The 25357-nt window shown below is 61.7% G+C and carries 32 protein-coding genes; 19 read left to right on the forward strand and 13 right to left on the reverse strand.

Translation table 11 applies throughout. From position 1 onward, the window contains the following. Positions 1-56: 56 nt before the first annotated feature. From fabZ to gloA, 4 genes are all read left to right on the forward strand, one after another. Positions 57-485 (forward strand): 3-hydroxyacyl-ACP dehydratase FabZ, encoded by a 429-nt coding sequence (fabZ, locus tag J2D75_RS00650; protein WP_456304227.1) that lies wholly within the window; start codon positions 57-59, stop codon positions 483-485. Between the two features lie 110 nt (positions 486-595). After that, a complete protein-coding gene (gene lpxA / locus J2D75_RS00655) occupies positions 596-1450 on the forward strand; it encodes an acyl-ACP--UDP-N-acetylglucosamine O-acyltransferase (protein WP_207852744.1) in 855 nt (284 codons plus the stop codon). Continuing rightward, a complete protein-coding gene (locus J2D75_RS00660; protein ID WP_207852746.1) occupies positions 1450-2304 on the forward strand; it encodes a UDP-2,3-diacylglucosamine diphosphatase LpxI domain-containing protein in 855 nt (284 codons plus the stop codon). The genes lpxA and J2D75_RS00660 overlap by 1 nt, the downstream gene beginning before the upstream one ends. Positions 2305-2332: 28 nt before the next feature. Next, positions 2333-2725 (forward strand): lactoylglutathione lyase, encoded by a 393-nt coding sequence (gene gloA, locus J2D75_RS00665; protein ID WP_207851795.1) that lies wholly within the window; start codon positions 2333-2335, stop codon positions 2723-2725. 5 nt (positions 2726-2730) lie between these two features. Here gloA and J2D75_RS00670 read toward each other — a convergent pair whose 3' ends face one another. Then, positions 2731-3123 carry a hypothetical protein gene (locus J2D75_RS00670; RefSeq protein ID WP_207851797.1) on the reverse strand — a complete coding sequence of 131 codons (393 nt, stop codon included), beginning with the start codon at positions 3121-3123 and terminating at the stop codon, positions 2731-2733. A gap of 165 nt (positions 3124-3288) precedes the next feature. On the opposite strand from J2D75_RS00670, the gene rpmH reads away from it, so the two are divergent. From rpmH to J2D75_RS00710, 8 genes are all read left to right on the forward strand, one after another. Further along, a complete protein-coding gene (gene rpmH, locus J2D75_RS00675) occupies positions 3289-3423 on the forward strand; it encodes a 50S ribosomal protein L34 (protein WP_207851799.1) in 135 nt (44 codons plus the stop codon). A gap of 12 nt (positions 3424-3435) precedes the next feature. Then, a complete protein-coding gene (gene rnpA, locus J2D75_RS00680) occupies positions 3436-3816 on the forward strand; it encodes a ribonuclease P protein component (protein ID WP_207852748.1) in 381 nt (126 codons plus the stop codon). A gap of 48 nt (positions 3817-3864) precedes the next feature. Continuing rightward, a complete protein-coding gene (gene yidC, locus J2D75_RS00685; RefSeq protein ID WP_207851801.1) occupies positions 3865-5625 on the forward strand; it encodes a membrane protein insertase YidC in 1761 nt (586 codons plus the stop codon). Beyond that, positions 5622-6293 (forward strand): ribosome biogenesis GTP-binding protein YihA/YsxC, encoded by a 672-nt coding sequence (yihA, locus tag J2D75_RS00690; RefSeq protein ID WP_207851803.1) that lies wholly within the window; start codon positions 5622-5624, stop codon positions 6291-6293. The genes yidC and yihA overlap by 4 nt, the downstream gene beginning before the upstream one ends. A gap of 38 nt (positions 6294-6331) precedes the next feature. Further along, a complete protein-coding gene (argB, locus tag J2D75_RS00695) occupies positions 6332-7249 on the forward strand; it encodes an acetylglutamate kinase (protein WP_207851805.1) in 918 nt (305 codons plus the stop codon). Positions 7250-7321: 72 nt separating this feature from the next. Then, complete coding sequence (dapD, locus tag J2D75_RS00700) at positions 7322-8170, forward strand: 2,3,4,5-tetrahydropyridine-2,6-dicarboxylate N-succinyltransferase (RefSeq protein ID WP_207851807.1); 849 nt, start codon at positions 7322-7324, stop codon at positions 8168-8170. Positions 8171-8200: 30 nt separating this feature from the next. Then, on the forward strand, positions 8201-9385 hold the full coding sequence (gene dapE, locus J2D75_RS00705; RefSeq protein WP_207852750.1) for a succinyl-diaminopimelate desuccinylase: 1185 nt from the start codon (positions 8201-8203) through the stop codon (positions 9383-9385). Beyond that, complete coding sequence (locus J2D75_RS00710) at positions 9382-10008, forward strand: hypothetical protein (protein WP_265782768.1); 627 nt, start codon at positions 9382-9384, stop codon at positions 10006-10008. Before dapE ends, J2D75_RS00710 begins: the two co-directional genes overlap by 4 nt. 61 nt (positions 10009-10069) lie before the next feature. Here the strand turns inward: J2D75_RS00710 and truA are convergent, their stop codons facing one another. The 3 genes from truA to def are packed head-to-tail and all read right to left on the reverse strand — an operon-like array spanning position 10070 to position 12395. Next, the gene (gene truA, locus J2D75_RS00715; RefSeq protein WP_207851809.1) at positions 10070-10870 is read right to left on the reverse strand and encodes a tRNA pseudouridine(38-40) synthase TruA; all 801 of its coding nucleotides are present in this window, start codon (positions 10868-10870) and stop codon (positions 10070-10072) included. Continuing rightward, the gene (gene fmt, locus J2D75_RS00720; RefSeq protein ID WP_207851811.1) at positions 10863-11801 is read right to left on the reverse strand and encodes a methionyl-tRNA formyltransferase; all 939 of its coding nucleotides are present in this window, start codon (positions 11799-11801) and stop codon (positions 10863-10865) included. Before fmt ends, truA begins: the two co-directional genes overlap by 8 nt. A gap of 33 nt (positions 11802-11834) precedes the next feature. After that, positions 11835-12395 (reverse strand): peptide deformylase, encoded by a 561-nt coding sequence (def, locus tag J2D75_RS00725; protein WP_207851813.1) that lies wholly within the window; start codon positions 12393-12395, stop codon positions 11835-11837. A 291-nt stretch (positions 12396-12686) separates the two neighbouring features. On the opposite strand from def, the gene J2D75_RS00730 reads away from it, so the two are divergent. Beyond that, positions 12687-13178: an Hsp20 family protein gene (locus tag J2D75_RS00730; protein ID WP_207851815.1), complete on the forward strand. Its 492-nt coding sequence runs from the start codon at positions 12687-12689 to the stop codon at positions 13176-13178. Between the two features lie 21 nt (positions 13179-13199). Continuing rightward, positions 13200-13463: a hypothetical protein gene (locus tag J2D75_RS00735; RefSeq protein ID WP_207851817.1), complete on the forward strand. Its 264-nt coding sequence runs from the start codon at positions 13200-13202 to the stop codon at positions 13461-13463. A gap of 86 nt (positions 13464-13549) precedes the next feature. On the opposite strand, the gene hpf is transcribed toward J2D75_RS00735, so the two are convergent. Further along, positions 13550-14146 (reverse strand): ribosome hibernation-promoting factor, HPF/YfiA family, encoded by a 597-nt coding sequence (gene hpf / locus J2D75_RS00740; protein WP_207851819.1) that lies wholly within the window; start codon positions 14144-14146, stop codon positions 13550-13552. 282 nt (positions 14147-14428) lie between these two features. On the opposite strand from hpf, the gene J2D75_RS00745 reads away from it, so the two are divergent. Together J2D75_RS00745 and J2D75_RS00750 are read left to right on the forward strand one after the other, a co-directional pair. Continuing rightward, positions 14429-14737 (forward strand): hypothetical protein, encoded by a 309-nt coding sequence (locus tag J2D75_RS00745; RefSeq protein ID WP_207851821.1) that lies wholly within the window; start codon positions 14429-14431, stop codon positions 14735-14737. Continuing rightward, positions 14730-15569 (forward strand): MOSC domain-containing protein, encoded by an 840-nt coding sequence (locus J2D75_RS00750; RefSeq protein WP_207851823.1) that lies wholly within the window; start codon positions 14730-14732, stop codon positions 15567-15569. Before J2D75_RS00745 ends, J2D75_RS00750 begins: the two co-directional genes overlap by 8 nt. Here the strand turns inward: J2D75_RS00750 and lptB are convergent. The 5 genes from lptB to J2D75_RS00775 are packed head-to-tail and all read right to left on the reverse strand — an operon-like array spanning position 15566 to position 19880. After that, entirely contained in the window at positions 15566-16351 is a 786-nt protein-coding gene (gene lptB / locus J2D75_RS00755) for an LPS export ABC transporter ATP-binding protein (RefSeq protein ID WP_243428421.1), read from the reverse strand. The genes J2D75_RS00750 and lptB overlap by 4 nt on opposite strands. Before the next feature lie 22 nt (positions 16352-16373). Beyond that, the gene (locus J2D75_RS00760) at positions 16374-17396 is read right to left on the reverse strand and encodes an LptA/OstA family protein (protein WP_408736719.1); all 1023 of its coding nucleotides are present in this window, start codon (positions 17394-17396) and stop codon (positions 16374-16376) included. 1 nt (position 17397) lies between these two features. Then, positions 17398-18174: an LPS export ABC transporter periplasmic protein LptC gene (gene lptC, locus J2D75_RS00765; RefSeq protein ID WP_207851825.1), complete on the reverse strand. Its 777-nt coding sequence runs from the start codon at positions 18172-18174 to the stop codon at positions 17398-17400. Beyond that, positions 18171-19178, reverse strand: a complete 1008-nt coding sequence (locus J2D75_RS00770; RefSeq protein WP_207851827.1) for a KpsF/GutQ family sugar-phosphate isomerase — start codon at positions 19176-19178, stop codon at positions 18171-18173. The genes lptC and J2D75_RS00770 overlap by 4 nt, the downstream gene beginning before the upstream one ends. Positions 19179-19226: 48 nt before the next feature. Next, positions 19227-19880 carry a ribonuclease D gene (locus tag J2D75_RS00775; protein WP_207852758.1) on the reverse strand — a complete coding sequence of 218 codons (654 nt, stop codon included), beginning with the start codon at positions 19878-19880 and terminating at the stop codon, positions 19227-19229. 235 nt (positions 19881-20115) lie between these two features. Here J2D75_RS00775 and rlmB point away from each other — a divergent pair, with 235 nt between their 5' ends. Next, positions 20116-20922, forward strand: a complete 807-nt coding sequence (rlmB, locus tag J2D75_RS00780; protein ID WP_207852760.1) for a 23S rRNA (guanosine(2251)-2'-O)-methyltransferase RlmB — start codon at positions 20116-20118, stop codon at positions 20920-20922. Here rlmB and J2D75_RS00785 read toward each other — a convergent pair. Genes J2D75_RS00785 through J2D75_RS00795 form a run of 3 tightly spaced genes read right to left on the reverse strand, consistent with a single transcriptional unit; the run spans position 20886 to position 23316 of the window. Continuing rightward, on the reverse strand, positions 20886-22256 hold the full coding sequence (locus J2D75_RS00785; protein WP_243428369.1) for a purine-cytosine permease family protein: 1371 nt from the start codon (positions 22254-22256) through the stop codon (positions 20886-20888). The genes rlmB and J2D75_RS00785 overlap by 37 nt on opposite strands. A 44-nt stretch (positions 22257-22300) precedes the next feature. Continuing rightward, a complete protein-coding gene (locus J2D75_RS00790; protein WP_207852764.1) occupies positions 22301-23119 on the reverse strand; it encodes an SDR family NAD(P)-dependent oxidoreductase in 819 nt (272 codons plus the stop codon). Next, positions 23098-23316, reverse strand: a complete 219-nt coding sequence (locus tag J2D75_RS00795; RefSeq protein WP_207852920.1) for a hypothetical protein — start codon at positions 23314-23316, stop codon at positions 23098-23100. Before J2D75_RS00795 ends, J2D75_RS00790 begins: the two co-directional genes overlap by 22 nt. Between J2D75_RS00795 and gmk the strand changes: the two genes are divergently transcribed. Both gmk and rfaE1 read left to right on the forward strand, forming a co-directional pair. After that, the gene (gmk, locus tag J2D75_RS00800) at positions 23255-23905 is read left to right on the forward strand and encodes a guanylate kinase (RefSeq protein WP_207851828.1); all 651 of its coding nucleotides are present in this window, start codon (positions 23255-23257) and stop codon (positions 23903-23905) included. The two genes, J2D75_RS00795 and gmk, sit on opposite strands and share 62 nt — an antisense overlap. A 6-nt stretch (positions 23906-23911) precedes the next feature. After that, the gene (gene rfaE1, locus J2D75_RS00805) at positions 23912-25357 is read left to right on the forward strand and encodes a D-glycero-beta-D-manno-heptose-7-phosphate kinase (protein ID WP_207851830.1); all 1446 of its coding nucleotides are present in this window, start codon (positions 23912-23914) and stop codon (positions 25355-25357) included.

The raw sequence follows: 25357 nt of genomic DNA on the forward strand, positions 1-25357 counted from the left end.
TTGGGGACGTGGAGACGAAACAAGAATCGCAGTGCGACGTTCAGACGATTGATCGGATTGACGTAAACCGCATCATGCAGGCGATTCCACACAGATATCCTTTCCTTCTTATTGACCGGATGGAAGATATCGTTCTGGGTGTGAAAGCAACCGGAATTAAGAATGTCTCGGTAAACGAGCCGTTTTTCCCGGGGCATTTTCCGGGGCGGCCGGTTATGCCGGGCGTGCTCATCGTGGAAGCCATGGCGCAGACGGCGGCAACGCTTGTCGTGCTGACGCTGGGTGAAGCGTTTGAAGGTAAGCTGGTCTATTTCATGACCATCGAGGGCGCCAAGTTCCGCCGTCCGGTTGAGCCGGGCGACCAGTTGCGTATCCATGTGACCAAAGAGCGTCATCGCTCCAATGTCTGGAAATTCAAGGGCGAGGCTCATGTTGATGGCATTGTGGTGGCAGAAGCCTCCTTCAGTGCCATGATAATGGGCTAATTGCCTCGTATTCAGGGCAGGGTACAGTGGTTTGCTTGTGCGGTAAAACCGTGCAAACTGCTGAGTATGGTACGCGACTTGCGTAAGGTAGTGGGTAGGAAATTAACGTGGTGCACGTTGTAAAGGAAGCTAGAGCGACCGTTATCCACCCAACTGCGATTGTCGCACCCGGTGCTCAACTGGGCGACGGTGTGACCATTGGACCATGGTGTTCGGTTGGGCCGGATGTCGTGATCGAAGACGGCGTGGAACTCATTTCCCATGTGGTGGTGGATGGTCACACCCGTCTCGGCGCTGCCTCACGGTATTTTCCTTTCTGCACAGTTGGCATGGCGCCGCAGGATCTCAAATACAAGGGTGAGCCAACGCGGTGCGAGGTGGGTGCGCGTACGGTTGTGCGTGAGCATGTCACCATCCATCGCGGCACAGCGATGGGGGCGGGCATTACCCGTGTCGGTACTGATGTGCTGATTATGGCCAACGCTCATGTCGCGCATGACTGCGTGGTGGGTAACCGCGCGATTATTGTGAACAACGTGGTCATGGGTGGCCATGTCTGTATTGGTGATGACGCCCGTATTATGGGGTCTGCCGCTATTCACCAGTTTGTCCGCATTGGCCACGCAGCCCTTGTGGGTGGTGTAACCGGGGTGGAAGCTGATATCATCCCCTATGGAAGTGTGCTGGGTAACCGTGCGCGACTGGTCGGGCTGCATTGGATATGGCTGCGCCGCAATGGCGTGAAATCTGATGAAATCCATCGGATGCGAAAGGCTTTTCTGAGCCTGTACCCCAAAAATGGTGGTGATCAGCCTTTTGCCGTCCGCCTTGACGCTGTCCGGCAGGCGTTTGCGCAGGATCAGCGCGTGCAGGAAATCCTTGCCTTTATTGATGCGCCGAGTAGCCGCGGCCTTGTGCGTTCCGCTCGTGAGCAGGGACGTGGTCAGGATATGGAAGACGCGTGATAACGCCCGTGGGTGGCGTTGGAATTCTTGCCGGTGGCGGGCCTTTGCCCGGCACTGTAGCGCGGGCGGTGGCAGCAGCCGGACGGCCTGTTTTCATTCTGGGATTTGCAGGCTTTGCGGAGCCCGCCGTTATTGAATCCTGGCCCCATGAATATGTCAGATTAGGTGCAGCAGGGCAGATGTTGGCGCTGTTGCGCCAGCACGGCTGTACTGATCTGGTGCTGATAGGCCCGATCAGGCGGCCCTCCCTGCGCAGCCTGTGCCCCGATGCGGAAGGTGCGCGGATTCTTGCGCGGCTCGGACGGGCTTTATTCGCCGGAGATGATGGCCTGCTGGCAGCCCTTGTTCGAATTCTGGGGGAAGAAGGGTTTCATGTGCGGGGTGCGCATGAGTTTCTAACACAGGCCGTGGTGGAGCAGCCCGGTGTGTTGGGGCAGCGGCAGCCCGATGCGCAGGCGCAGGGCGATATCCGGCAGGGTATCGCGGTGGTTCAGGCATTGGGGCGGCTTGATATCGGACAGGGCTGTGTCGTGCAGAATGGCGTGGTGCTTGCCGTCGAAGCCATGGAAGGCACGGATCGTATGCTGGCACGGGCAGGGGAGTGTCGTCAGCCGGGCGAGGGCGGTGTGCTGATCAAACTGCTCAAGCCGGGGCAGGAAAAGCGTGCCGACATGCCCGCCATCGGGCCCGCTACCGTGCGCAACGCCCACGCGGCGGGTTTGCGGGGGATTGCGTTTGAGGCAGGCCATACCCTGCTGATGGATCGGGATGCCTGCGTGGAGGCTGCGGATCGGCTGGGGCTTTTCCTGCTGGCCGTCAGGCCGGAATCCGAGGCTGGTCTGAACGCACCGTAAGGACGACATATAAAAGGAGAAAACCACCATGCCCAGTTATCTGCATACTATGGTGCGTGTACGCGATCTGGAAGCAAGTCTGGCGTTTTACCGCCTGCTGGGCTTGCGTGAGCTGCGCCGCCGCGACGTGCCTGAAGGGCGTTATACGCTGGTTTTTATCGGTTTTGCTGATAATGCGGCGGGGCAGGCTGAAATTGAGCTGACCTATAACTGGGGGCAGGATGATGGCTATGTCATAGGCACCGGATTCGGGCATTTTGCTCTGGGCGTGCCTGATGTGGCGGCTACGGTGGAAGCCGTGCGCGCCGGGGGCGGCAAGGTCACGCGTGAGGCCGGGCCAGTACAGTTCGGTACAACCGTTATCGCCTTCGTGGAAGACCCCGACGGTTACAAGGTGGAACTGATCGAACGGCCAGACTGAGCGGGCTAATTTCCGCGTGGTGGCTGTTTGAGGCGGGCTGTCAGGCGGTCGAGACAGTCATTGATTGTTGTGCCAGCCTTGCTGATCTGCGGATCAGTGCTCAGGGAAAGCTGTTCTGCCGCCAGCATGGCCGGGCTGACAATGCCGCGAATATCATGCCTGAGCTTTGGGTCAGGATCGGTGAGTGCCGCAGGAGCAGGAGCAGGAGTTGGTGGCGCTTTTTCTGTGGCACCGGCCTGCGCACGCAGGCTCAGCCACGCGCCGAGTGCTGCGCCACCAATCAGGGGGAGCAGGGCCGCGGGGAAGGAAAGCCCCAGCAAGGCCGCGAGTAGCCCCCCCATGACAGGAAGGCAGAAAGCCAGCACGAGAACCCGTGCGGCGGAAGAGAAAAAGGTCATGCCAGTCCGGCCCTGATAAGGAAGTAGGCGAGGAACGCAAGACGACTCTGCGCCCTCCATTGACGTTCCCTTATCTGAACTCTATAAGCCGCCTCTTCAAGAGGGTGGTGCTCCGGCGGCCACTGGCAATGCATATCTGATTCTTAGAACGAAGGGAGCGCCACCATGAAGCGCACTTATCAACCGTCCCGGCTGGTCCGCAAGCGTCGTCACGGCTTTCGTAGCCGCATGGCTACCGTAGGTGGCCGCAAGGTCATTGGCAACCGTCGCAGCAAGGGCCGTAAGCGTCTTTCCGCTTAAGTTCCGGTCTTGATCGACGGTTCCTGCGGAGCGGAACAGGCGCAGCCTGTTCCCGAGCGTTCCGGCAGGCTGAAAAAAAGGAAGGAATTCCTTTTTCTGGCGGCACGTGGACGCAAAGCCCCGGTATCGGGGCTGGTGCTCCAGCTTGTCCGCAGGACCGATACCGGGGCCGCCCGGATAGGGTTTACGGTAACCAAAAAGGTCGGCAACGCGGTGGTGCGTAACCGGGTGCGGCGTAGGCTGCGCGAGGTTGTGCGAAATGTCGAGCGTGATACGCCGCTCAATGGCCTTGATCTGGTTCTGATAGGCCGCGCGGCAACACAGACCCGCCCGTTCGACGCCCTTGTGTCTGACTTCCGCAAGGCGCTAAGGCTCTGCCAGAAAGATGGCTAGACCCCCGATCGTCGCGGCGGGGCGCTTGAGCATGATGGATAGGGTCTTATGGATACAAGACGTCTGATACTGGCAACGCTGCTTTCGGCGGCCGTGCTCTTCGGATTTGAATATTTCTTTCCGCAGGCGCAGCAGCAGACGACCAGTGTCGCGCCCCCGGCTGTTACGCAGTCGGTGAACAAGCCCGATGCCGCCGCACAGGCTGGCGATACGGCAGAAGTTTCCCATTCTGATACGCCCGACAGCACGGCTAGTGATGCACCGGCCCGTGTCGCTATTGATGCGCCGGCCGTCATGGGAAGCATTAACCTGCGTGGCGCCCGGCTTGATGACCTGTTGCTCAAGCAGTACCGCGAAACCGTTAAGCCAGACAGCCCGGATGTGCGCGTGCTTAGCCCGGCTGCTACTTCCCGTGCGGATTTTGTGGATTTTGGCTGGCGTGCGGCCCCTGATACACAGGTGCGTCTGCCTGACAGTCAGTCTCTATGGCATGCCTCGGGTGCGACGCTGGATGATAAGCATCCGCTGACCCTGAGCTGGGATAATGGTCAGGGCCTGACTTTTGAAGTGAAACTGGCGGTTGATCAGGACTTCATGTTCACTCTGACGCAGAGCGTGCATAACGCTACGGCGCAGGCTGTGACACTGTATCCGTTCTATCGTGTTAACCGTGGTTATACCCCTGAGGAAACCGGGGGCATGCTGGTGCATGAAGGCCCGATTTCTGTGGTGGATGGGCGCCTGAATGAAGGCTCCTACAAATCCGTACGCACGGGTGGCACGCCGCCAGACAATATTTCATGGAGCCATCAGGGCACAGGTGGCTGGGCTGGCATTACCGATAAATACTGGCTGATGGCGGTTCTGCCTGACCAGACAGCCGCCGTCGTGGGCAGCTATGGCTGGCAGGCGACCAAGGGCCAGTATCAGGTGGGCTTTACGGGGGCAGCCCCTGTGGTGGTAGCACCGGGTGCCAGCGCCTCGTCGCAGGCACATGTATTTGCGGGCGCCAAGGAAGTGCGTCTGCTCGATCGCTACGAAACCCAGCTTCATGTTCCCATGTTCTGGAAAGCAGTCGATTTCGGGTGGCTGTCCTTCCTGACCCGTCCGGTCTTTTTCGTGCTGGATCTGCTTTATCAGCAATTCGGCAGCTTTGGCTGGGCGCTGCTGATCTTTACCGTGATCGTTAAGGTTGTGTTCCTGCCGCTGACCGTCAAGCAGATGCGCATGACCTGGAAGATGGCGCGCCTGAAACCGCAGGTGGATGCCATCCGTGCGCGGCACAAGGACGATCCGATGGTGCTGCAGCAGAATATCATGATGCTGTATCGCAAGGAGAACGTGAGCATGTTCGGCGGTTTCCTGCCGCTGTTCATTCAGGCTCCGGTGTTCTGGTGTCTCTATAAAGACCTGTATGTGACCATTGAAATGCGTCATGCGGCCTTTGTGGGCTGGGTGAAGGATCTTTCTGCGCCCGATCCGACGAACGTGTTCAACCTGTTCGGTCTGGTGCCTTTCGATCCCACGCAGATCATGCCTTTCCTTGTGCTGGGGGCGTGGCCGATCATGTATGGTGCAACCCTGTTCCTGATGCAGAAGGTCAGTTCCAGCGCCAGCAACATGGACCCTGCCCAGCAGAAGGTCATGATGTTCATCCCGCTGCTGTTTACCTTCTTCATGGCGCGGCAGCCGGTGGGTCTGGTCATCTATTACTGCTGGAGCAATATCCTGACAGCGTTGCAGCAGGTGGTGATCATGGGTCGCCTGCGTGCAGCAGATGCCAAGCCTCAACTGGTAGAGAAAAAATGAACACCGGCCCTACCACCTTCAGGGAACTGAAGGATGACAACGCCATCGCCGCCGCCCTGGAAAACGGGCGGCGGCTTTTTGCCGGTTCATGCGACTTTGTGTTTGGTGCGCAAAAGCTGGGGCAGCTTCCCCCGCTGACCTTGCCCGAAATCGCGTTTGCCGGGCGCTCCAACGTAGGCAAGTCCAGTCTTGTCAACGCTCTGACAGGGCGCAAGACGCTGGCACGGGCCTCTTCCGAGCCGGGGCGCACTAAACAGCTCAATTTCTTTGATCTGGCCGGGCGTCTCATGCTGGTGGATATGCCCGGTTATGGCTATGCGCGCGCCGCCAAGTCGGTCAAGGAAGACTGGCAGGACATGATGTTTGACTACCTGCGCGGCCGCCCGGTGCTACGCCGGGTTGTGCTGCTGCTTGATGCGCGCGTGGAGCTGAAAACTCATGATCGTGAGGTCATGGATCTGCTGGATCGTGCGGCTGTCAGCTTTCAGGTTGTGTTGACCAAGTGTGATGATGTCAAACCCACCCCGCTTGCACGCAAGCAGGCCGAGGTAGAGGCGGTTATTGCCAAACATCCCGCAGCATTTCCCTATCTGACACTGACCAGCAGCCAGACCGGGCTCGGTATGGAAGCCCTCCGGGCTGAACTTGCGGAATTTGCTCTGCCGTGAGCAGAGTGGCGGATAGACGACGAACAGGACTGCAGAATATGACCGAACCTCAGGTTCCTTCTTCCGGTCTTCAGCTTGACGCAGCGCAGGAGGCCGCCGTTCTGGCGGGTGCGCTGCCGTATCTGCGCCGCTATGCGGGCGATACCATTGTGGTCAAATACGGCGGACATGCCATGGGCAACCGCGATCTGGCCCAGACATTCGGGCGGGACATAGCGCTGCTCAAGCTGATCGGCATCAACCCTGTGGTGGTGCATGGCGGCGGGCCGCAGATTAACCAGATGCTTGAGCGGCTGGATATTCCCTCATCCTTCGTTGATGGCCTGCGTGTGACCGACGCCAATATGGTGGACGTGATCGAGATGGTTCTGGCCGGTTCGGTCAACAAGGAAGTGGCAGAACTGATCTGCGCCGCCGGTGCGCTGGCTGTTGGTATTTCGGGTAAGGACGGTAAGATGATTACCGCCCGCAAGCTCAAGCGGACGGTGCGCGATACCGATAGTGAAATCGAGCGCGTGCTGGACCTCGGCTTTGTTGGTGAGCCGGTGAAGGTGGATCCGCGCGTGATTTACGCGCTATCGGGTTCGGGCCTGATCCCGGTGATCGCTCCCGTGGGGCTGGGTGAGGATGGCGCTACTTACAACATCAATGCCGATACGGCCGCCGGGGCTGTTGCCGGGGCGGTGCATGCCACCCGCCTGCTGATGCTGACGGATGTGGCCGGTGTGCTTGATGCGCAGGGCAAGCTTATTCCCGAACTCAGTGCAACCGAGGCCCGCAAGGCCATTCAGGACGGCGTTATTACCGGCGGGATGATTCCCAAGGTTGAAACCTGTATCGAAGCGGTGCAGGCCGGGGCGAGGGCGGCTGTCATTATTGACGGGCGTATCCCGCATGCCTGCCTGCTGGAACTGTTTACGGCATCGGGTTCCGGCACCCTGATCCGCGCTGACTGAAGGGGCGGCTGAGCGGCCTCTTTTCCGGCGATCTGTTTTTTTCTGGCCCATTTTTTCATCAGACGGTGTGTTATGACTGACGAAACTCTTCGCGCGCATATTGAAGCTCTTTGGGAAAAGCGTGACGGCATTTCCTCCGCAACCCAAGGGGCGGATCGCGCCGCCATTGAACAGGCGCTTGATGCGCTGGATTCTGGCAAGCTGCGCGTTGCAGCCCCGCAGGAAGATGGCTGGGTTGTGCACGAATGGCTGAAAAAAGCGGTTCTGCTCTCCTTTCGCCTGAATGACAGTGTTGTTCTGCCCGGTGGGGCGGCTGGTGCTCCGGCTTATGACAAGGTGCCGCTGAAATTCGCGGGCTGGGATCAGGCGCGCTTTGATGCTGCCGGGTTCCGTGTTGTGCCGGGTGCCGTTGTGCGCCGGTCAGCCTATATCGCGCCCGGCGCGGTGCTGATGCCCAGCTTTGTCAACGTGGGTGCGCATGTGGGCAGCGGCACCATGGTGGATACATGGGCTACGGTGGGTAGCTGTGCGCAGATTGGCCGTAACTGCCATATCAGCGGTGGCGCGGGTATTGGTGGCGTGCTGGAGCCTTTGCAGGCTGCTCCTGTCATCATTGAAGATGACTGCTTTATCGGTGCCCGTTCGGAAGTGGCCGAAGGCGTGATTGTTGAGCGCGGTTCCGTTCTGTCCATGGGTGTTTTCCTCGGGGCTTCGACCAAAATTGTCGATCGCGCGACGGGCGAAATCTACATGGGCAGGGTTCCGGCCTATTCGGTTGTGGTGCCGGGCACCATGCCGTCTTCCAACCCGGTCGGTGCGGATGGTCGCCCCAACCCGGCGCTGGCCTGTGCGGTTATCGTCAAGCGTGTTGATGAGCGCACCCGTTCCAAGACATCCATTAACGAACTGCTGCGCGACTAATCGCGCGGAGGAGGCTCCGGCATGACGGAAATGACCACAGATGGCACAGCCTGCGCGGCCGAAACATTGCGGCCGGGAGACCTGTCCAACCCTGTGGCCGTGGCGCAGGCGCTTATCCGCCTGCCTTCCGTTTCTCCCGATCCGGGGGAAAGCCAGCGTCTTTTAGCTTCCATGCTGGAGGCTCTGGGCTTTTCCGTCACCCATCTGCCATTTGGCGAGGGTGCGGAATGCACGCCCAATATTTTTGCCCGTCTGGGCACAGGCGGGCCGCATATCTGTTACGCCGGGCATACCGATGTGGTGCCGCCGGGCCGTGAGGAAGATTGGCGCTACCCGCCTTATGCGGCGCATATTGCCGATGGTCTGCTCTATGGCCGTGGCGCCTGTGACATGAAAGGGGGCATTGCCGCCTTCGTGTCAGCCGTGGCTCGGCAGGCGGCTGCCGGTGGTGTTAACGGCTCCATCAGCCTGCTGATTACGGGCGATGAGGAAGGCCCGGCCACCTATGGCACCTGCAAGGTGCTGGAGTGGATGCAGGCCAACGGCCAGATTCCTGATTACTGCCTTGTTGGTGAACCAACCAACCCCCGCACGCTGGGGGAGATGGTCAAGGTCGGGCGGCGTGGCAGCCTGAACGCCCAGATTGTGGTGGAAGGCACGCAGGGGCATGTGGCCTATCCGCATCGGGCAGATAACCCGGTACACCGCCTTCTGGCCGTTCTGGAAGCCCTGCGGGCAACGCCGCTGGACAATGGCACGCAGTATTTCGAACCCTCGTCCCTACAGGTGACAAGCCTTGATGTCGGGAACGAGGCCACCAATGTCATTCCCGCCCGCGCGCAGGCACGGCTGAACATCCGCTTTAATGATCTCCACACAGGGGCTGCACTGATCGGGTGGATTGAAACGGTGTGCCGCCAGCATGCCCCGCGCTCGACCGTTACGGCCAAGATCAGCGGAGAATCTTTCCTGACCCAGCCGGGGCGCGAAACCCGTGCGCTGGTGGCTGCCATTACGCAGGTTACGGGGCTGGAGCCAGCGCTTGATACCGGAGGCGGCACATCGGATGCGCGCTTTATTGCGCAGTACTGCCCGGTTTCCGAGTTCGGGCTGGTGGGGGCAAGCATCCATAAGGTCGATGAGCATACGGCCGTGGATGACCTTGAGAAACTGACCTGTATTTACCAGACTTTTCTGCAAGAGGTGTGCGCGTGATTTCTGACGGCAAACCGATGGGCGTGGTCAAGCGCATCATACAGGGCATGCTGCTCCTGTCCTCTGGTCGCCGCGAAGGGCTTGCGTGCTTCGAAGGCACGACCAACGCCCTTGGCGCGGCTATGGCGCCCCAGCTTGCTTTTGTTCTGGTAGGGGCGTTGCAGGTTTTCATGCAGCCTGATCCGGTTATGGAACTGGTCAAGGTGCTGCTGTCGTTCTGCGTTCTGCTGCTGCCGCTTGTCATTACCCATGCCTATGCCCGGCGCTGGGGGCGCGAGGGGCTGTGGCTGCGCTATATGACGGCTGCGACCTGGTGCAACTGGATGATCGTGCTGGTGTCGTTGGCCTGCACCATGCTGGCTGTTCTGCTGTTTCCAGCGCTGGTCAAGGAGCCTGCCTTTATGGTGGCTCTGGTGTTTGTGGCCACCTTGTATGAAATGTGGTTGCAGTGGTTTATCGCGCGGGTGGGGCTGGAGCTTGGCGCTGGTCGCGCCATTATTGTTTACCTGTCCGTGCTGCTGGCCTGCTTCGTGCTGTATGCCCTCGCAGCCCTGCTGCCGCCGCACTATCTGTTCATGCACGATCTTTTTCAGCCGATGGTGGGCGGCGAAGCCCAGCACTGAGGCATGTGTAATGTCCGCCATATGGCCTTTGCCAGTATGGCGGGTCGCTATCCTGTAGCCTTTAGCGCTCGGTTGCTGGCGGGCTGAACGGGTCGGGTTCGTAACCGACACCGCTCAGGTAAAGCCCTTCGGCGGGGGCGGTTTGCCCAGCGGCTGAACGGTCACGCGCTGCGAGTGCCTGCGCCACCCGCTCGGGCGCCCAGTATCCGCATCCAACCTGTTTGAGCGTGCCGACCATGTTGCGCACCTGATGGTGCAGGAAAGACCGCGCCCGCGCGGTAATCAGGATTTCATCTCCCTCGCGCCGTACGGCCAGATGGTCGAGCGTGCGGATCGGGCTTTTGGCCTGACAGGCCGCCGCGCGGAACGAGGTAAAGTCATGCAGGCCCAGCAGCAGGCTGGCGGCCTCGTTCATGCGCTCGGTATCCAGCGGAGATTTAACGTGCCAGACATGCCCCGCCACCAGTGCCGGGCGGGCGCGGCGGTTGAGAATGCGATAGCGATAAGCCCGCCATGTGGCGGAAAACCGGGCATTCCAGTCAAGAGAGACCGGGGCCGCATCCACCACCACAACGGCATGGGGTTTGAGGTGATAACTCAGCCCCTCGCGCACGGCATGGGGTGTCAGCTTTATCCCGGCGGGAAAATCCAGATGAGCGACCTGTGCCAGAGCATGCACGCCAGCATCTGTGCGTCCGGCGGTAATGCTGCCAACCGGCGTACCACCCGCTAACCGGCTTGCGGCTTCTTCCAGCAGGCCCTGCACGGAAACGCCAGAAGACTGGCGCTGCCAGCCGACAAGCCCCGTGCCATCATACTCGATCCTGACAGCCCAGCGCTGGATGGCTGGTGTGTCAGTCATGGGTATGGGCTGTGTCTTCGCCCAGACGCAGGCCGGGGGGCAGGCTCTGTCCGCGCAGGAAGGCATCGGCCTGCATCATGCCGCGTCCGGGGCGTTGCAGGGCCAGCAGGCGGATGGCCCCTTCACCACAGGCGATGTTCAGATCATCGTCCAGAATGGTGCCGGGCAGGGCGCTGTGTCGTGTTGCGCAGGGAGTGGCAGCCCCGATCTTGATCACCGTGCCATCTGGCAGGGTGGTGAAGGTGCCGGGCCACGGCGTAAGTGCGCGAATACGGCGGTCAATGGCTGTGGCACTGTCCTGCCAGTTTATGCGTCCGTCCTCACGGGTCAGGCGGGGGGCGTAGGTCACACCGTCTTCAGGCTGTGTTACGGGGGTGGCCCCTTCGGCCAGCACATGCACAACCAGTTCCGCCCCCATAAGGGCTAGCTGGTCATGCAGGGTTGTGGCGGTGGTGGCGGTCGTAATGGGCACGCTGTCCGCACGGAGCATGGGGCCGGTATCCAGCCCTGCTTCCATCTGCATGATGGTTACACCACTTTGCGTATCCCCGGCCAGAATAGCGCTCTGGATAGGCGAGGCGCCGCGCCAGCGTGGCAGCAGGCTGGCGTGGATGTTCAGGCAGCCCAGCCGGGGGGCTGTCAGCATGGCAGGCGGGAGGATCAGCCCATAGGCCGCGACAATGGCGGCATCGGCCTTGAGTGCGGCAAAGGCATCCCATTCCGCCTGATTGGCGCGCAGGGATACCGGGTGGCGCACGTCCAGCCCCAGTTCTTGGGCGGCACGGTGAACGGGCGAAGGGCGCACGGCCTTACCCCGGCCTGCCGGGCGGGGCGGCTGGGAGTAGACGGCGGCAATATCATGCCCGCGTGCGTGCAGCGCACGCAGGGCGGGCACGGCAAAGTCGGGCGTGCCCATGAAGACAAGACGCATGAACCGGGGCTTTCTGCTAACGGGACTTGGGGCTTAGGTGCGCTTGAGTTCCTTGGCCAGCCGACGCAGGATCATGTTGCGGCGCAGGTTGGACAGGTGGTCTACAAACAGCACGCCTTCGAGATGATCCATTTCATGCTGGATGCAGGTGGCCAGCAGGCCGCTGGCGTCACGCTCGATGGTGGCGCCATCAATACCCGTCCAGCGCACGCGCACGCCTTCGGGGCGAGCGACTTCGGCATACTGGTTGGGCAGCGACAGACAGCCCTCTTCATGCACGTTCATGGCGCTGGTTTCGCGGATGATCTCGGGGTTGATCATGATCAGCGGGTCACGCGCGTCTTTTTCGCCCAGATCAACCAGCAGGAAACGCTGGCTGATGCCAACCTGCGGCGCGGCAAGGCCAATGCCGGGGGCGGCATACATGGCCGCGAACATGCCGGGCAGCACGGCGCGGATGTCGGACATATCTTCAGGGCGCACAGGGCGGGCCTTCTGGCGGAGCACCGGGTGGGGTGGCGTCAGAATTTCAAGCGGAGCCGCCTGGGCTGCTGCGGCGGCAAAGGCGGCATTGGTCAGGGTTGCGTCTGTCATAAGGCCGGATTTAGCGCCCTGTCAGGGCAGATGCCAGAAGAAAAGCAGCCTGAGCCTGACAAAATAGCCCCCGCAGGCGCCATGCAGGGTAGCGCTTGAGGGAAGAGGGCAACCGCCCGTGTGGTTGTCACTCCGGGGCCACAGGCCGTAGGCCAATAAGCGGACAATCCCACCATATATAGCGGGGCGGGGTTGCGTACGGGGCGGAACCTCCCATATCGTTAAGAAAGTCGGAACGCCGTTAAGGGTCCGGTTTTCTGTCTCGCTCAGGAAGGAGGAGGCTTCTACATCATGTCAGGCAGGCTTTTCGGGTCGCCCATGTTTTTGGGGTTCGACCATCTTGAACAGATGCTCGAACGCGCCGGTAAAGGGGCGGGGGATGGTTATCCGCCCTATAATATCGAGCAGATTGCCCAGAACGGACTGCGCATTACGCTTGCGGTCGCCGGTTTTCGTATGGAAGATCTCCAGATCACCCAAGAAGACAACCAGCTCGTGATCCGTGGACGCCAGACCGATGAGGGCGAGGAAAAAATTTACCTGCATCGCGGCATTGCCTCTCGCCAGTTCCAAAAAGCGTTCGTTCTGGCCGAAGGGATAGAAACCGGTGGTGCATGGCTGGATAACGGCCTGCTGCATATTGATCTGTTCCGCCCCCAGCCCGAGGTGCGGGTCAAGCAGATCGAAATTATCCAGGGCGGACAAAAACGTGCAGGTGCTACACTCAAGCCCCGCACAGCCGCCCGGGTGCTCCGTCCGGTTACGGATGTGAGCGAAAGCTGAGCACGCAAGAAGGAGGACGCCATGAAAAGTGCAAGTGAAAACAGCCGTGGCCCGGCGTTGCTGAAGGCCGAACCGCTGCTTGATGTGCGCCAGCTTTCGGACGTTCAGTTCCGTTCTCTGGGGTTACAGCAGGTTGCCTATATGCGCCCCGCAACAATGGAAGACGGAGACGAAGGCTGCGCCATTTACGCCGCCGATGGCTCTCTTCTGGCCGTGGTGGAAGACATGGAAACCGCGTGGGGGGCCATCATGCAGAATGACATGGTGCCTGCTTCGCTTCAGTAAGGTCTGGCCATATCGGCCAACAGGAAAAGGGGCCGTTTACACGGCCCCTTTTTTATTGTGGCTTGCGGCTGTAAGGCCAAGGCCCTTTAGACGGGTGCGGTATCCACCCAGCCGATATTACCGTCATCTCGCCGGTAAACGAGGCTGATCTGCCGGTTTCCGGCATTGCGGAACAGCATGAAGTCGCTCCCTGCCAGGTCAAGTCGCATGACGGCCTCGCCTACGGCAAGCAGGGGAATATCAGTGGGCTGTTCGGCAATGATGGTGGCGTAGGTTTCATCCGGTCGGGACTGGTTGTCTCCCGCCTGAGCGGGGTTCTCGCTTTCATCTACCGGGCGCAGGATATAGGAACGGGCTTTCTGCGGCAGTTCCTGCCGGGGAGCTGTGCGGCTGTGGGTCGTAACCCGCCGGTGATACCGGCGCAGACGCTTGGCGATATGCTCCGCTGCATCATCAAAGGCGGCGTTGGCATCCGAGGCTTCGCCTTCTCCACGCAGGATAAGGCCGCGGCCCGCGCGCACGTTGATATCGCAGGTAAAGAACGAGCGCGCACGGCTGAATGTCACCTGCGCTTCCAGCCCCTTGTCAAAGTATCGTTCAGCCAAGGTGCCGAGATGCGTGTTGACCCGATGTTTCAGGGCGCTGGAAAGGTCAACCTGTTTACCGGAAACCTGTATATGCATAGGACATTGCTCCTTGCTGCTGACAGGCAGAGCCGAGCGAGCCTGAAAAGGCGGCGTCAATCCGCACGCGGATTCAGGCCCGGGCGGTATGCCCTTCTGCGTGGCGGGTGGACACCGCAACGCTTCATTTGCTATTTGGGCACGCCTTCCGGGGGCGTGTCCATGTCTTTGTTAAGGTTTTAATGCAGCAGCGCGGGGCAGGGTTGCATCGCTCGGGTGTGAATGCGTAACCATGTAGAAATCGGGCCTGCATGGCGGGCCGGATTCTGAAGGAAAGCCACCATGCTCCTGCGTTCTTCTCTTGCGGATTCCATGCCGCGTATGCCACGCAGCCGCTGGCAGTGGCGGATCAGGCTTGGTTGTCTGGCTTTTCTGGCGCTGGCTTACGGTGGGCTGATGTGGCACATGACCCACGGCTCAGGCCCGCAGGGTGCCGGTGCGGCACCTAAGGCGGGCATGCTGCATATTCCTGTAAAGCTGCTTGCACCCGAGCGCGAGAACCCAGCGCCTGTAGCGCCGCCTATTGTTCTCGAAGCCCCACCCCCCGCAGCCTTTGCGGCACCGGTTCTGGAGCGTGGGCATCATGGGTGATCTGTCTCTGGCCAGTGTGCACCTGTACCCCGTCAAGGGTTTGCATGGCCTGACCCCGCCTGCGGCCCTTGTGCGGCCATGGGGGCTGGAGGGCGATCGACGCTGGATGATCGTGGACCCCGATGGCCGTTTTCTGACGCAGCGCGCCTGCCGTGGCATGGCGCTGATTACGCCTATTCCGACATCCGAAGGGCTGACCCTGACCCGTGCTGGCAGCAGGCCGTGTCCGGTACGGTTTCCCGATGTGGAGGCCCCGCAGCGTGTCGTAACCGTATGGAACGATACCGTGCGTGCGCGGGATGCGGGCGATGTCGCCGCTCACTGGCTGTCCGAGGCGCTAGGCCGGGAATGCAGGCTGGTGTGGATGCACGTGCCCGAGCTTGCGCGCATACGCGATCTGTCGGGCGAGGATGTTCCGGTTTCTTTTGCCGATGGCTACCCGCTTCTGGTCGCCAGCATGGCGTCCCTGAATGACCTGAACGCACGGCTTGCCCCCAAGCCTGCTATTCCAATGAACCGTTTTCGTGCGAATATCGTAGTGGAAGGCGGCCTGCCGTGGGAGGAAGATAGCTGGCAACTGCTCTCTATCGGCACCGCACTGATCCGCATTGTGGCGGCCTGTGCGCGCTGCGTGGTGACAACCATAGACCAGCATACCGGCACTATTCCCACGCCGGGCGAGCCGCTGGGCACATTATCGACGTTCCGCCGCGCTAAGGACGGCATCATGTTCGCACAGAATGCCGTTGTGGAAAAAGCAGGCATGATTACGGCGGGCGACAAGGTGGAAGTGCTTGAGCGCGGCCCCTCCAACCTCGTGCTGGCGGGCTAGAGCGAGAAGCTTTCGCCCAGATAGACGCGGCGGACATCTTCATGCGCCACGATTTCTTCGGGGACACCCTGCATCAGAACCTGTCCGCTGTGCATGATATAGGCGCGGTCGATAACTTCGAGCGTTTCACGCACGTTGTGGTCGGTAATCAGCACGCCAATGCCACGGTCTTTCAGGTGCGAAACCAGATCGCGGATTTCGCCTACGGCAATGGGGTCAATACCCGCCAGAGGCTCATCTAACAGGATATAGTGCGGCTGGCTGGCAAGGGCGCGCGCGATTTCAAGGCGGCGGCGTTCCCCACCGGACAGTGAGAGTGAGGCTGAGCGCCGCAGGTGAGAAATACCGAATTCGCCCAGCAGGCTGTCCAGCATCATCTGGCGCTGGTCAGGGTCGGATTCCACAACCTCCAGTGCCGCCATAATGTTCTGTTCGACATTCAGTCCACGGAAAATACTGGCTTCCTGTGGCAGATAGCCAATGCCCAGTCTTGCGCGGCGATACATGGGCAGGTGCGTTATGTCCGCGCCATCAAGGGTGATGGAGCCGGTATCGGGCTGGATCAAACCCACGATCATGTAAAAACTGGTGGTCTTGCCCGCGCCGTTGGGGCCGAGCAGGCCCACCGCCTCGCCCCGATGCACCTCGATCGAGACGTTTTTGACCACTTCACGTTTCTTGTAGCTTTTGCCGATCCCGTGCGCGAACAGGCCATTGCCCGGCGTATCTGTGTTGGGCAGGCCTGTGGGGGCACTGTCAACGCCGTCAGAGGGGGGTAGCATCTGCTCTGTTTCGGGGGTCATGCTATTTCCTGTCCGATGTATCGGCGTTGGCGGGAACCACCACACCGCTTACCCGCCCACCAGGCTGCTCCGACATGGTCGCCAGACCTGTGTGCATATTGATGATGGCGGCCGCACCCTGAATCTGGTTCGGCCCACGTGTGATATGGACATTGCCGACAATGCGGGCAATGCCGGTATCAGGTACGTAAACGCCGCGATCCCCCGTAACGGTTTCCGTCTGGGTGCGTACCCAGACATGGCCGAACGCGTTCACTTTTTCCAGTTTGCCCGAACCGTTCTCCATGGGCGATGTGACATCGGCCGCACCTTTGTCCGTCTTGTTGTCCGCAGGGGCATCGGGCGCGCTGTAGGCTACGAGCACATCGGCCCGGATCTGGCGCTGGTCATTGGTGGTGACGGTGGCATCACCCCGACCGATGGAAATATGCTGCTGGGCATAATACTCCATCGAATCCCGCGCGGTCAGCACATCCTGCGGGGTGGTCAGTTTCATATTTTTGCCGGTCATGACCATGGTGGACTGGTCTATGTCATACACCGCACGGTCGCCCCAAGCCTGATCGGTCTGGGTGTAGATATGAACATGACCAATGGCTTCAAGCCGGTAGATTTCATTGGCGCCGGAATCCTGCCCGTTATCGTGCTGGTCAGCGGTTTTTTTGTCCGCAGCAGGCTGTCCGGCATCCGGCTGGGTCGGGGGCTGCGTGGCATCGGCAGGTGTGGCGCCGTCAGCCGGGGCTTTCTTGCGGTAAAAGGCAATCAGCTTGTCCGCTGTAACGGTTACATCGCCCCGCACAGCTTTGGCCTGATCATAGGCCGTGACCTTTTTCTGGTTCTGATCCCAGTCAAATCCACCTGCGGCGGTTACGGTAATCTGCCCGCCGTGGGACATGTCGATAGCCTGTGCGTGGGCTGGACGTTCGAATGCCAGCGCTGCCAGTGCAAGGCCCGGCAGCAGCATGCAGGCACGTGCTGGACGCCAACAGAGCGACCCGGACAGGAAAGGGAGGGCATTACGCATGTCAGGACGCCTTTTTACTCTGGTCCGGGGTGCTGTGGCGGTCGTCATTCAGGATCAGCCTACCGGGGCCGCGAAACTGCGCGATGCCGTCATGCTGCGAGAGCAGGAAGCCCTGTGCGTCAAGCTGACCGAACGGGCCTTCGATATGCACCCAAGCATCGGAGGCGGCAATGCCGCGCCTGACGTCTATATCCACCATCGGGGTGTGCATCATCAAGCCATCACTGCGGTAGAGCGTGACATCGCCCGTCAGGTCCAGCAGGTGCGCGTGTTGCATGTAAACGCCTTTGGCCGAACGGGCCAGCATCCACCCACCCGACTGGGGGAGAATATCGGCTACCGGCTTGGTCAAATCCATGCGGTTGTCATTGATCTGGTGTGCACTATCCGCCGTGATCATGAAGGGGCGCTGCTGCTCGTCCACCCCGCGATAGGTCGCGCCGAGCAGGTTGCCGCTTTCAATGCGGATATTGGCCAGTTCCCGCAATACGGTTTTGTTGGCGCTGAGCCGCTGCTCCACTTCGGGCCATGCGATAATGCTGGCCAACAGCAGCAGGGCGGCTGCGGGGAGAGCCCATTTGGCACGGCGCAACAGGGCGCGGCGGCGGGCCAGATTGGCGCTGTCAGGCACGGCGCGGCGAGTCTTGTTTGTCGACAGTTTTTCGCGCTGCTGCGCCATGAGCGTGCGTGGGCGTGCAAAGTCAGCGCGTTGGGCGCGTGGGCTGGCGTTGTCCGCGGGCTCGGGCGTGTGCGGTGTTTCGGGAGGAAGCTCGCTCATTCAACCCCGGCTTTGATCAGGTCATGCACGTGGATCACGCCCAGCGGGTGGCGGTCTGGCCCCAGAACAAACAGCGAGGTAATGGGCCGCGCACGCGCGTTCATGACCCGCAACGCTTCAGAGGCGAGGATGTCTGGCTCTATCGTCAGCGGCATGGTGTTCATGACATCCTTGGCAAGGGTGGCCGTCAGATCGTGATCCAGGGCGCGGCGCAGATCGCCATCCGTTATCAGTCCGGCCAGAGCGCCATTCTGCCCCACAATGCCTACACAGCCTAGCGCCTTATGTGTCATTTCCATGATCACGTCGCGCATGGGGGCCAACGGTGTGGCCAGAGGCATGGCAGCGCCCGTGCGCATGAGTTCGCGCACCGTGCGTAAGCGCGCACCCAGCCGCCCACCGGGATGGAAGGTGCTGAAATCCGCCGCCGTAAACCCGCGCTGGCGGAGTAGGGCCACGGCCAGCGCATCGCCAAAAGCAAGCTGGCAGAGCGTGCTGGTGGTGGGGGCCAGCCCCATGGGGCAGGCTTCGGGCATGGCGGGCAGAATCATTGCCACCGTGGCGGCAGCAGCCAGAGTGGAGTCAGCCCGGCTGGTTACGGCCAGCAGAGGCAGTTTGCTGCTGCGGGCATGGGCTGCGATGTCAGCCAGTTCCGTGGTTTCGCCCGAATTGGAAAAGGCCAGTATGGCATCGCCGGGCTGGATCATGCCCAGATCCCCGTGCGAGGCCTCGGCCGGGTGCACGAACAGCGAGGGCGTGCCGGTGGAGGCCAGCGTAGCCTGTATCTTGCGTGCGATATGGCCGGACTTGCCAATACCCGTCACTACCACACGGCCGGGTAGAGGGAGCAGAATGGCCATGGCGGCAGCAAAAGCCCCCCCTAGTCCAGTGGAGTCTTCCAGAGCATGGGCCAGTGCTGCGAGTCCGGCGGCTTCCATCCGCACTGTGGTGGCGGCGTCCGCGCCGGAAGGGGCCGTTATGGATGTGGGGGTAGGCTGGGTCATGGGTTGTGCCGTTCGCTTACACGCAAAAGATGGGGGGCGTGAAGGTTTTCATGCCCTGTGCGCGAAAATATCCGGCTCACCATAGCCCAGAATATCCAGTCTGGCCCGGCTTGGCAGAAAGTCGAAGCAGGCTTGTGCGAGTTCGCGCCGCTCTTCGCGTTCCAGAAGCGCTTCCAGCCGTGACCAGAGTGCGTGCAGGTGCAGCACGTCCGAGGCGGCATAGGCGCGCTGCTCGGGGGTGAGGGTGGGCGCGCCCCAGTCAGAACTCTGCTGGTGCTTGCTTAACTCAATCCCCAGAATTTCACGGCACAGGGCGGCAAGCCCGTGGCGCTCGGTAAAGGTGCGTACCAGCTTGGCGGCAATTTTGGTGCAGACCACGGGGGCTACGGTAATCCCCAGCGTGTGTTGCAAAATTCCGACATCAAAACGGGCGAAGTGCATGATTTTTGTCAGCGTCGGGTCAGCTAAAACCCGCTTGAGATTGGGGCAGTCATAGCCTGCACCGCCAAGACGGGTGGGGATAAGCTGCACCAGATGCGCCGTGCCATCGCCCGCTGAAAGCTGGACAAGGCACAGCCGGTCACGGTGGGGGTTCAGCCCCATGGTTTCGGTATCCACGGCAACGGAGCCGGTAAAGGTCAGGCCATCAGGCAGGTCGTTCTGATGGAGGGTTACGGCATGGTCCGAATAAGCTGAGGTCATGGCCCGCTCCCCGGTTGCGTGGTGCCCGGCCCGTGCCGTTGGGGCGGGGCCTTTGTCATTGCGTGGTGAAGGCGAACCGATACAGCCCGTAAGGCGGCTTGTCCATTCCTGCTGCCTGAGTGGTGGGGCTGTTGGTCGGCTGGCCGGGGCCAAACAGGGCAGGGGGGATAGGCGAAAGCCCCGCACATGCGCTAGGGGTGTGAGCAGAATGACCAGAAAACCGGACACCTCGCCCATGCGCTCTCCTCGCCCATCCCGGCCCGCGCGCCGTCCCCGCTCTTCAGGCCCGGCCGGTGGTGGCCGTGGGGGTGCGCCGGGTGGTGGGTTATGGCTGTTTGGTACCCATGCCGTGGGGGCAGCGCTCGCCAACCCGCAGCGTGTGTGCGAACGCCTGCTGGTAACAGAAGCCGAGCATCCCGCCGTGCAGGAAGCCACGCAGGCTGGTGGCCTGCGGGTAGCCCCCGAAGTGGTGCAGCGCGCCCGGTTGGATGATCTGCTGGGGCCAGAGGCCGTGCATCAGGGTGTTGCCCTTCTGGTGCGCCCGTTACCGGCTCTGGCGCTGGATGAGGCGCTTGAACGCCCCGGCCCGGTGCTGGTGCTCGATCAGGTTACAGACCCGCGTAATGTTGGCGCTATCCTGCGCTCGGCCGCGGCATTCGGGGCGGCGTGTCTGGTGGTGCAGGATCGGAATGCACCGGAGGAAACCGCCGTGCTGGCCAAGGCTGCATCCGGCGCGCTGGAAACCGTGCCGATTGTGCGCGAGGTCAATCTCTCCCGCGCGATCGAACAGTTGCAGAAGGCCGGGTGCTGGACAGTCGGGCTGGATGCCGGTGGCGGTGTGCTGGATGGCGTAGCGTTTGAAAACCGCCGCGTGGCGCTGGTATTGGGTGCGGAGGGGCGCGGCCTGCGCCGCCTCACACGGGAAAGCTGCGATGAAATCGCCGGGCTTTACATGCCCGGCGAGATGGAAAGCCTGAACGTGTCCGTGGCCGCAGCCGTCGGGCTTTATGAACTGGCCCGCCGGGGGCGGCTGAGCGCGTAACCCGCGAAAGCCCCAAAAAACCCGACATAATAGCCTATATCAGCCCCGCCCAGCCACGTGGCTACGGGGCCGGTATACAGGCTGCTGGTGGAAAACAGGCCAATGGTCAGCACGGTCATGACCACGAAGAGCGTTGCCCCGCGCGTCCAGCCGGGGGGAACGGGATGAACCGTGCGGTCGCCCAGATACCAGTCCGCCAGCACAATGCCGATCCACGGCGCAATCCAGTAGAGTGTGACCAGCAGGTAGTCGGTATAAAGCGTGGTGTAGCGCCCGGCTCCGGCCACGGCCAGCCCGTAGCCCAAGAGTGCTGTCAGCACGGCGGCGGCTACGCGCGGAATGTGCAGCCCGGCGGAAATCAGACTGTAACTGGCCGTGTTGTCGTTGAAAGAATTGCCGGTGATGGACGACAGCGCAATGGCGGCCAGCGCCACTCCGCCCAGTGGCCCCATGGCCTGCTGGAGCGAGGCAATAACCGCCGTGGGCGAAGGATCAGCCACGCTGCCCGCGCAGATCAGCCCCAGAATCTGGAAGGGAATGGCCGAGCAGAGCAGCCCGGCCAGTGCCAGAAAGACGACTTTGGCAGGGCTTGAGCGGGCAGGCAGGTACCGGGTGTAATCCGATGAGTAGGATGCCCATGACAGGTTGAAGCTGACCAGCACCCCAACCGCCAGCATGAAAGTGCCAAAGCTTACGGCATGGTGCGTGGCAAGTGGCGCCTGCCCGCGCAGCGCGAACACAATCCCGATCAGGCTGAACACCACCAGCAGCATCCCGCCCAGATATTTCTGCAGGGCCTGCACCATATGGTGGCCGTAGATGGAGGCCATCATCTGCACCCCTGCCAGCACCGCCAGCGCCAGCCAGAACGGTGTATGCAGGCCCACGGCCAGCAGCAGGGTCAGCAGGGCGGTGGCGGCGGGAACATTGTTCACCGCATCCCACCCCACGCAGTAAATCCAGTTCAGCAGGGCTGGAGGCCGCACCCCAAGTCGCCCCAGAGCGCGGCGCGAGGCCTCCATCTGTGTCAGGCCGGTTGGTGGGCCTATGGCGGCGGCCAGTGCCACAGGCAGTGCGCCGATCAGGTTGCCCAGCAGCACGGCGGCAAGGCCCGCGCGGAAATCCAGCCCCATGCTGACAAGCAGCGCCCCCGTTACCCAGCCACCGGGGCCGAGATTGGGGGAAAAATGGCTCCAGAACACCCTGTCCATTTTCATGGTCTTGAGCGCATCGGGTACAGGCTGGCTGACGGAGGCGGCGGAAAAATCCTCCATCCAGCCATTTTGGGGTGTGGCGGCACCGGGCTGGGCGGGCAGTGGTGTATCCTGTGTCATGGTGGTTCCGCAAAGTGCAGGGAAATTAAAGTGCCCGCTCCCGTTCAGGAAAGGTCGGGTTCGGGCATGCTGCCGGGCGCGCCTGTGGACTGGCGCGTGTAATAGGCTTCGGCCACGCGCGGCGGCAGCAGATCCATCAACCGTGACCCCGCCGCCAGCCAGAGCGGAAAAGTAATGCGCCGCTCATTGCGCCCCAGTCCGCGCAGGATACGATGGCATGCCGTGTTTACATCTGTCAGCCCCGGCATGGGAAAGCGGTTACCCGCAACCATGGGTGTATCCAGAAAACCACAAACGACCGAACTCAGCAGAATGCCCTCGCGCCGCGCATTGGCCCCACTGGCGACCATAAAGCGATCCACCGCCGCCTTGGCCGCGCAATAAGCAGGCGTGCCCGGAAAGGATACCAGCCCCGCAACCGAAGCAATGGCGCAGATACGCCCGCGCAGCCCGTCCGCCGTGCGGGGCTGGCGGCGCATGACATCCATTGCGGGCAGCACGGTATTGAGCACGCCCATCAGGTCGGTTTCAAAAATACGGCGCACCTGCTCGGGGGGCTCATGCGGAGCCTGCATGGTGGCTGTCGGTGCGCGGGCACCCCCGGTAATGCCCGCACAGGCCAGCACCAGATTGAGTGTTCCAGCACCATAAATCCAGTCCTGCATGGTGGCGCGGTCGGTTACATCCGCCAGCAGGGTGGAGACCTCGGCCCCTTTTTCCGTGCAGCGTGCGGCGGTGTCATTCAGGCGTGACGCACAGCGCCCGCCCAGCCACAGCCTGCGGCCGGGGCGCGCCAGTGTCAGGGCAAGCGCTTGACCCAGTCCAGAGGACGCGCCGGTAATCAGGACAGATGGATGGAGCATTGAAAAATCAGTCTTCGCCATATCGTGTTGCGGGCTGTGGCGCAGCATGGCGGCTTCTGGCATGAAGGGGCAAGACCGGAAGCGCAATACGGTAGCATACCGAAGGGGAGCATTGAGGGGAGCATGGAAGGCGGCATGGTGGAAAACGGAGCGGACTGTCCGGCAAAAATAAACCGCAGGGGTGTATGTTTTGTCATATCTGCGCCTTCGGGGGCAGGAAAATCGACCATCGCCAATGCCTTGCGGGCTTCAGATACACGGCTGCGGCATTCTGTTTCCGTGACCACGCGCAACCCCCGCCCCGGCGAGAAAGAGGGCGTGCATTACTATTTCCGCAGCATGGAACAGTTCGAAACCATGGCCGCAGCGGGCGATATGCTGGAATGGGCCACCGTGTTCGGGCGTGGCTACGGCACCCCGCGTGCGCCGGTGGAACAGACCCTGGCCGCCGGACATGATATGGTGTTCGACATTGACTGGCAGGGCCACCAGCAGATCCGGCAGGCTTTGCCGGGCGATGTCGTGAGCCTGTTCGTGCTGCCGCCTTCCATGGCCGAACTTGAGCGCCGCCTGCATGGCCGCGCCTCCGATCACCCCGATGAAATTGCCCGCCGCATGGCCGCCGCGCGCGATGAAATTTCGCACTGGCGCGAGTTCGATTACGTGATCGTCAATACCGAGCTGGATCGCGCCATAGCCGAAGCCCGCGCGGTGCTGGTGGCCGCCCGTCAGGCGGTGTCCCGTCAGGCTGGGCTGGTGGATTTTGTCGGCACCTTTGGGGTCTGAAATCTGATGGATTTTTCCGCCATTACCGTCCTGTGCGTGGGCGATGTCATGCTCGACCGTTTTCTTTACGGACGCATGGAACGGATATCCCCCGAGGCGCCGGTACCCGTGCTTCTGCTCGATAACCGCCGCGAAATGCCCGGTGGGGCCGGTAATGTCGCCAGCAATATCCTCTCGCTTGGCGGGCGGGCGGTTCTGGTGGGGCTGACCGGGCAGGACGAGGCCGGGGCCACCCTGCGTGCTGCTCTGGCCAACCGTGAGCGCCTGTGCGATGCCACCTGCGTCAGCCCCGTGCGGCCCACAATCTGCAAAACACGCTTTATCGCGGCCCATCAGCAGGTTGTGCGGGTGGATGAGGAGAGCCGCACCGCACTCGAAACCCATGAGGCGGAAAAGCTGTGCGCGGCCATTAGCGCACATATGGCGCAGGTTCAGGCGGTTGTGGTGTCGGATTACGGCAAGGGCGTATGCGCACCTGCCGTACTGGAACACCTGTTTGCACAGGCCCGGCATCTGGGCGTGCCGGTTTTTGTTGACCCCAAAAGCACGGATTACAGCCTGTACCGGGGGGCTGCGTGCATTACCCCCAATGCGCGCGAACTGGCGGCTGCCTCGGCTCTGCCGGTAGAGAGCGAAGCACAGGTAGAGACCGCTGCCCGCACGGTTATGGAACTGGCCGAGGCGCAAGCCATTCTGGCCACCCGTTCCGAAAAAGGCATGATGCTGGTGCGGCGCAACGGCCCGGCCCTGTCCGTACCTGCCCGAGCGCGCGAGGTGTTTGATGTGTCCGGGGCGGGCGATACCGTTATCGCCACCATGGCGCTGGCCGTGGGCGCTGGCATGAGTTTTGAACAGGCCATGCGTGTCGCCAATGCCGCTGCAGGCGTGGTGGTGGGCAAGCTCGGCACGGCCACGGCGGATATTGGCGAGGTTCTGCGCGAACTTGATGATCAGGACGCATCGGGCGAGGGCGAAGAAACCATGGCCCCCCTGCTATCGCTGGAGGCCATGCGCGGGCAGGTGGATCGCTGGCGTGCGCGGGGGCTCAAGGTTGGCTTTACCAACGGCTGCTTTGATATTCTGCACCCCGGTCATGTCAGCCTGCTGGCACAGGCCCGCGCTGCGTGTGACAGGCTGGTGGTGGCCCTGAATACGGATGCCAGCGTGCGCCGCCTGAAAGGGGAAACCCGCCCCGTCAATACGCTGGAGGCGCGTGCGACTGTTATGGGCGCACTGCGGATGGTGGATGCCGTTGTCGCGTTCGATGCGGATACTCCGCTAGAGACAATCCGCGCCCTGATGCCCGATGTGCTGGTGAAGGGCGCAGATTATACGGCTGAAACCGTTGTGGGGGCTGATCTTGTTCTGGGGGCCGGAGGGCGACTGGTGCTGGCTGATCTGCGGCAGGGCCACTCCACCACGGCTATTATCGGGCGGGCGCGGAGCGAGTGA

It is taken from the genome of Acetobacter suratthaniensis (assembly GCF_017377745.1).
Taxonomy (GTDB): domain Bacteria; phylum Pseudomonadota; class Alphaproteobacteria; order Acetobacterales; family Acetobacteraceae; genus Acetobacter; species Acetobacter suratthaniensis.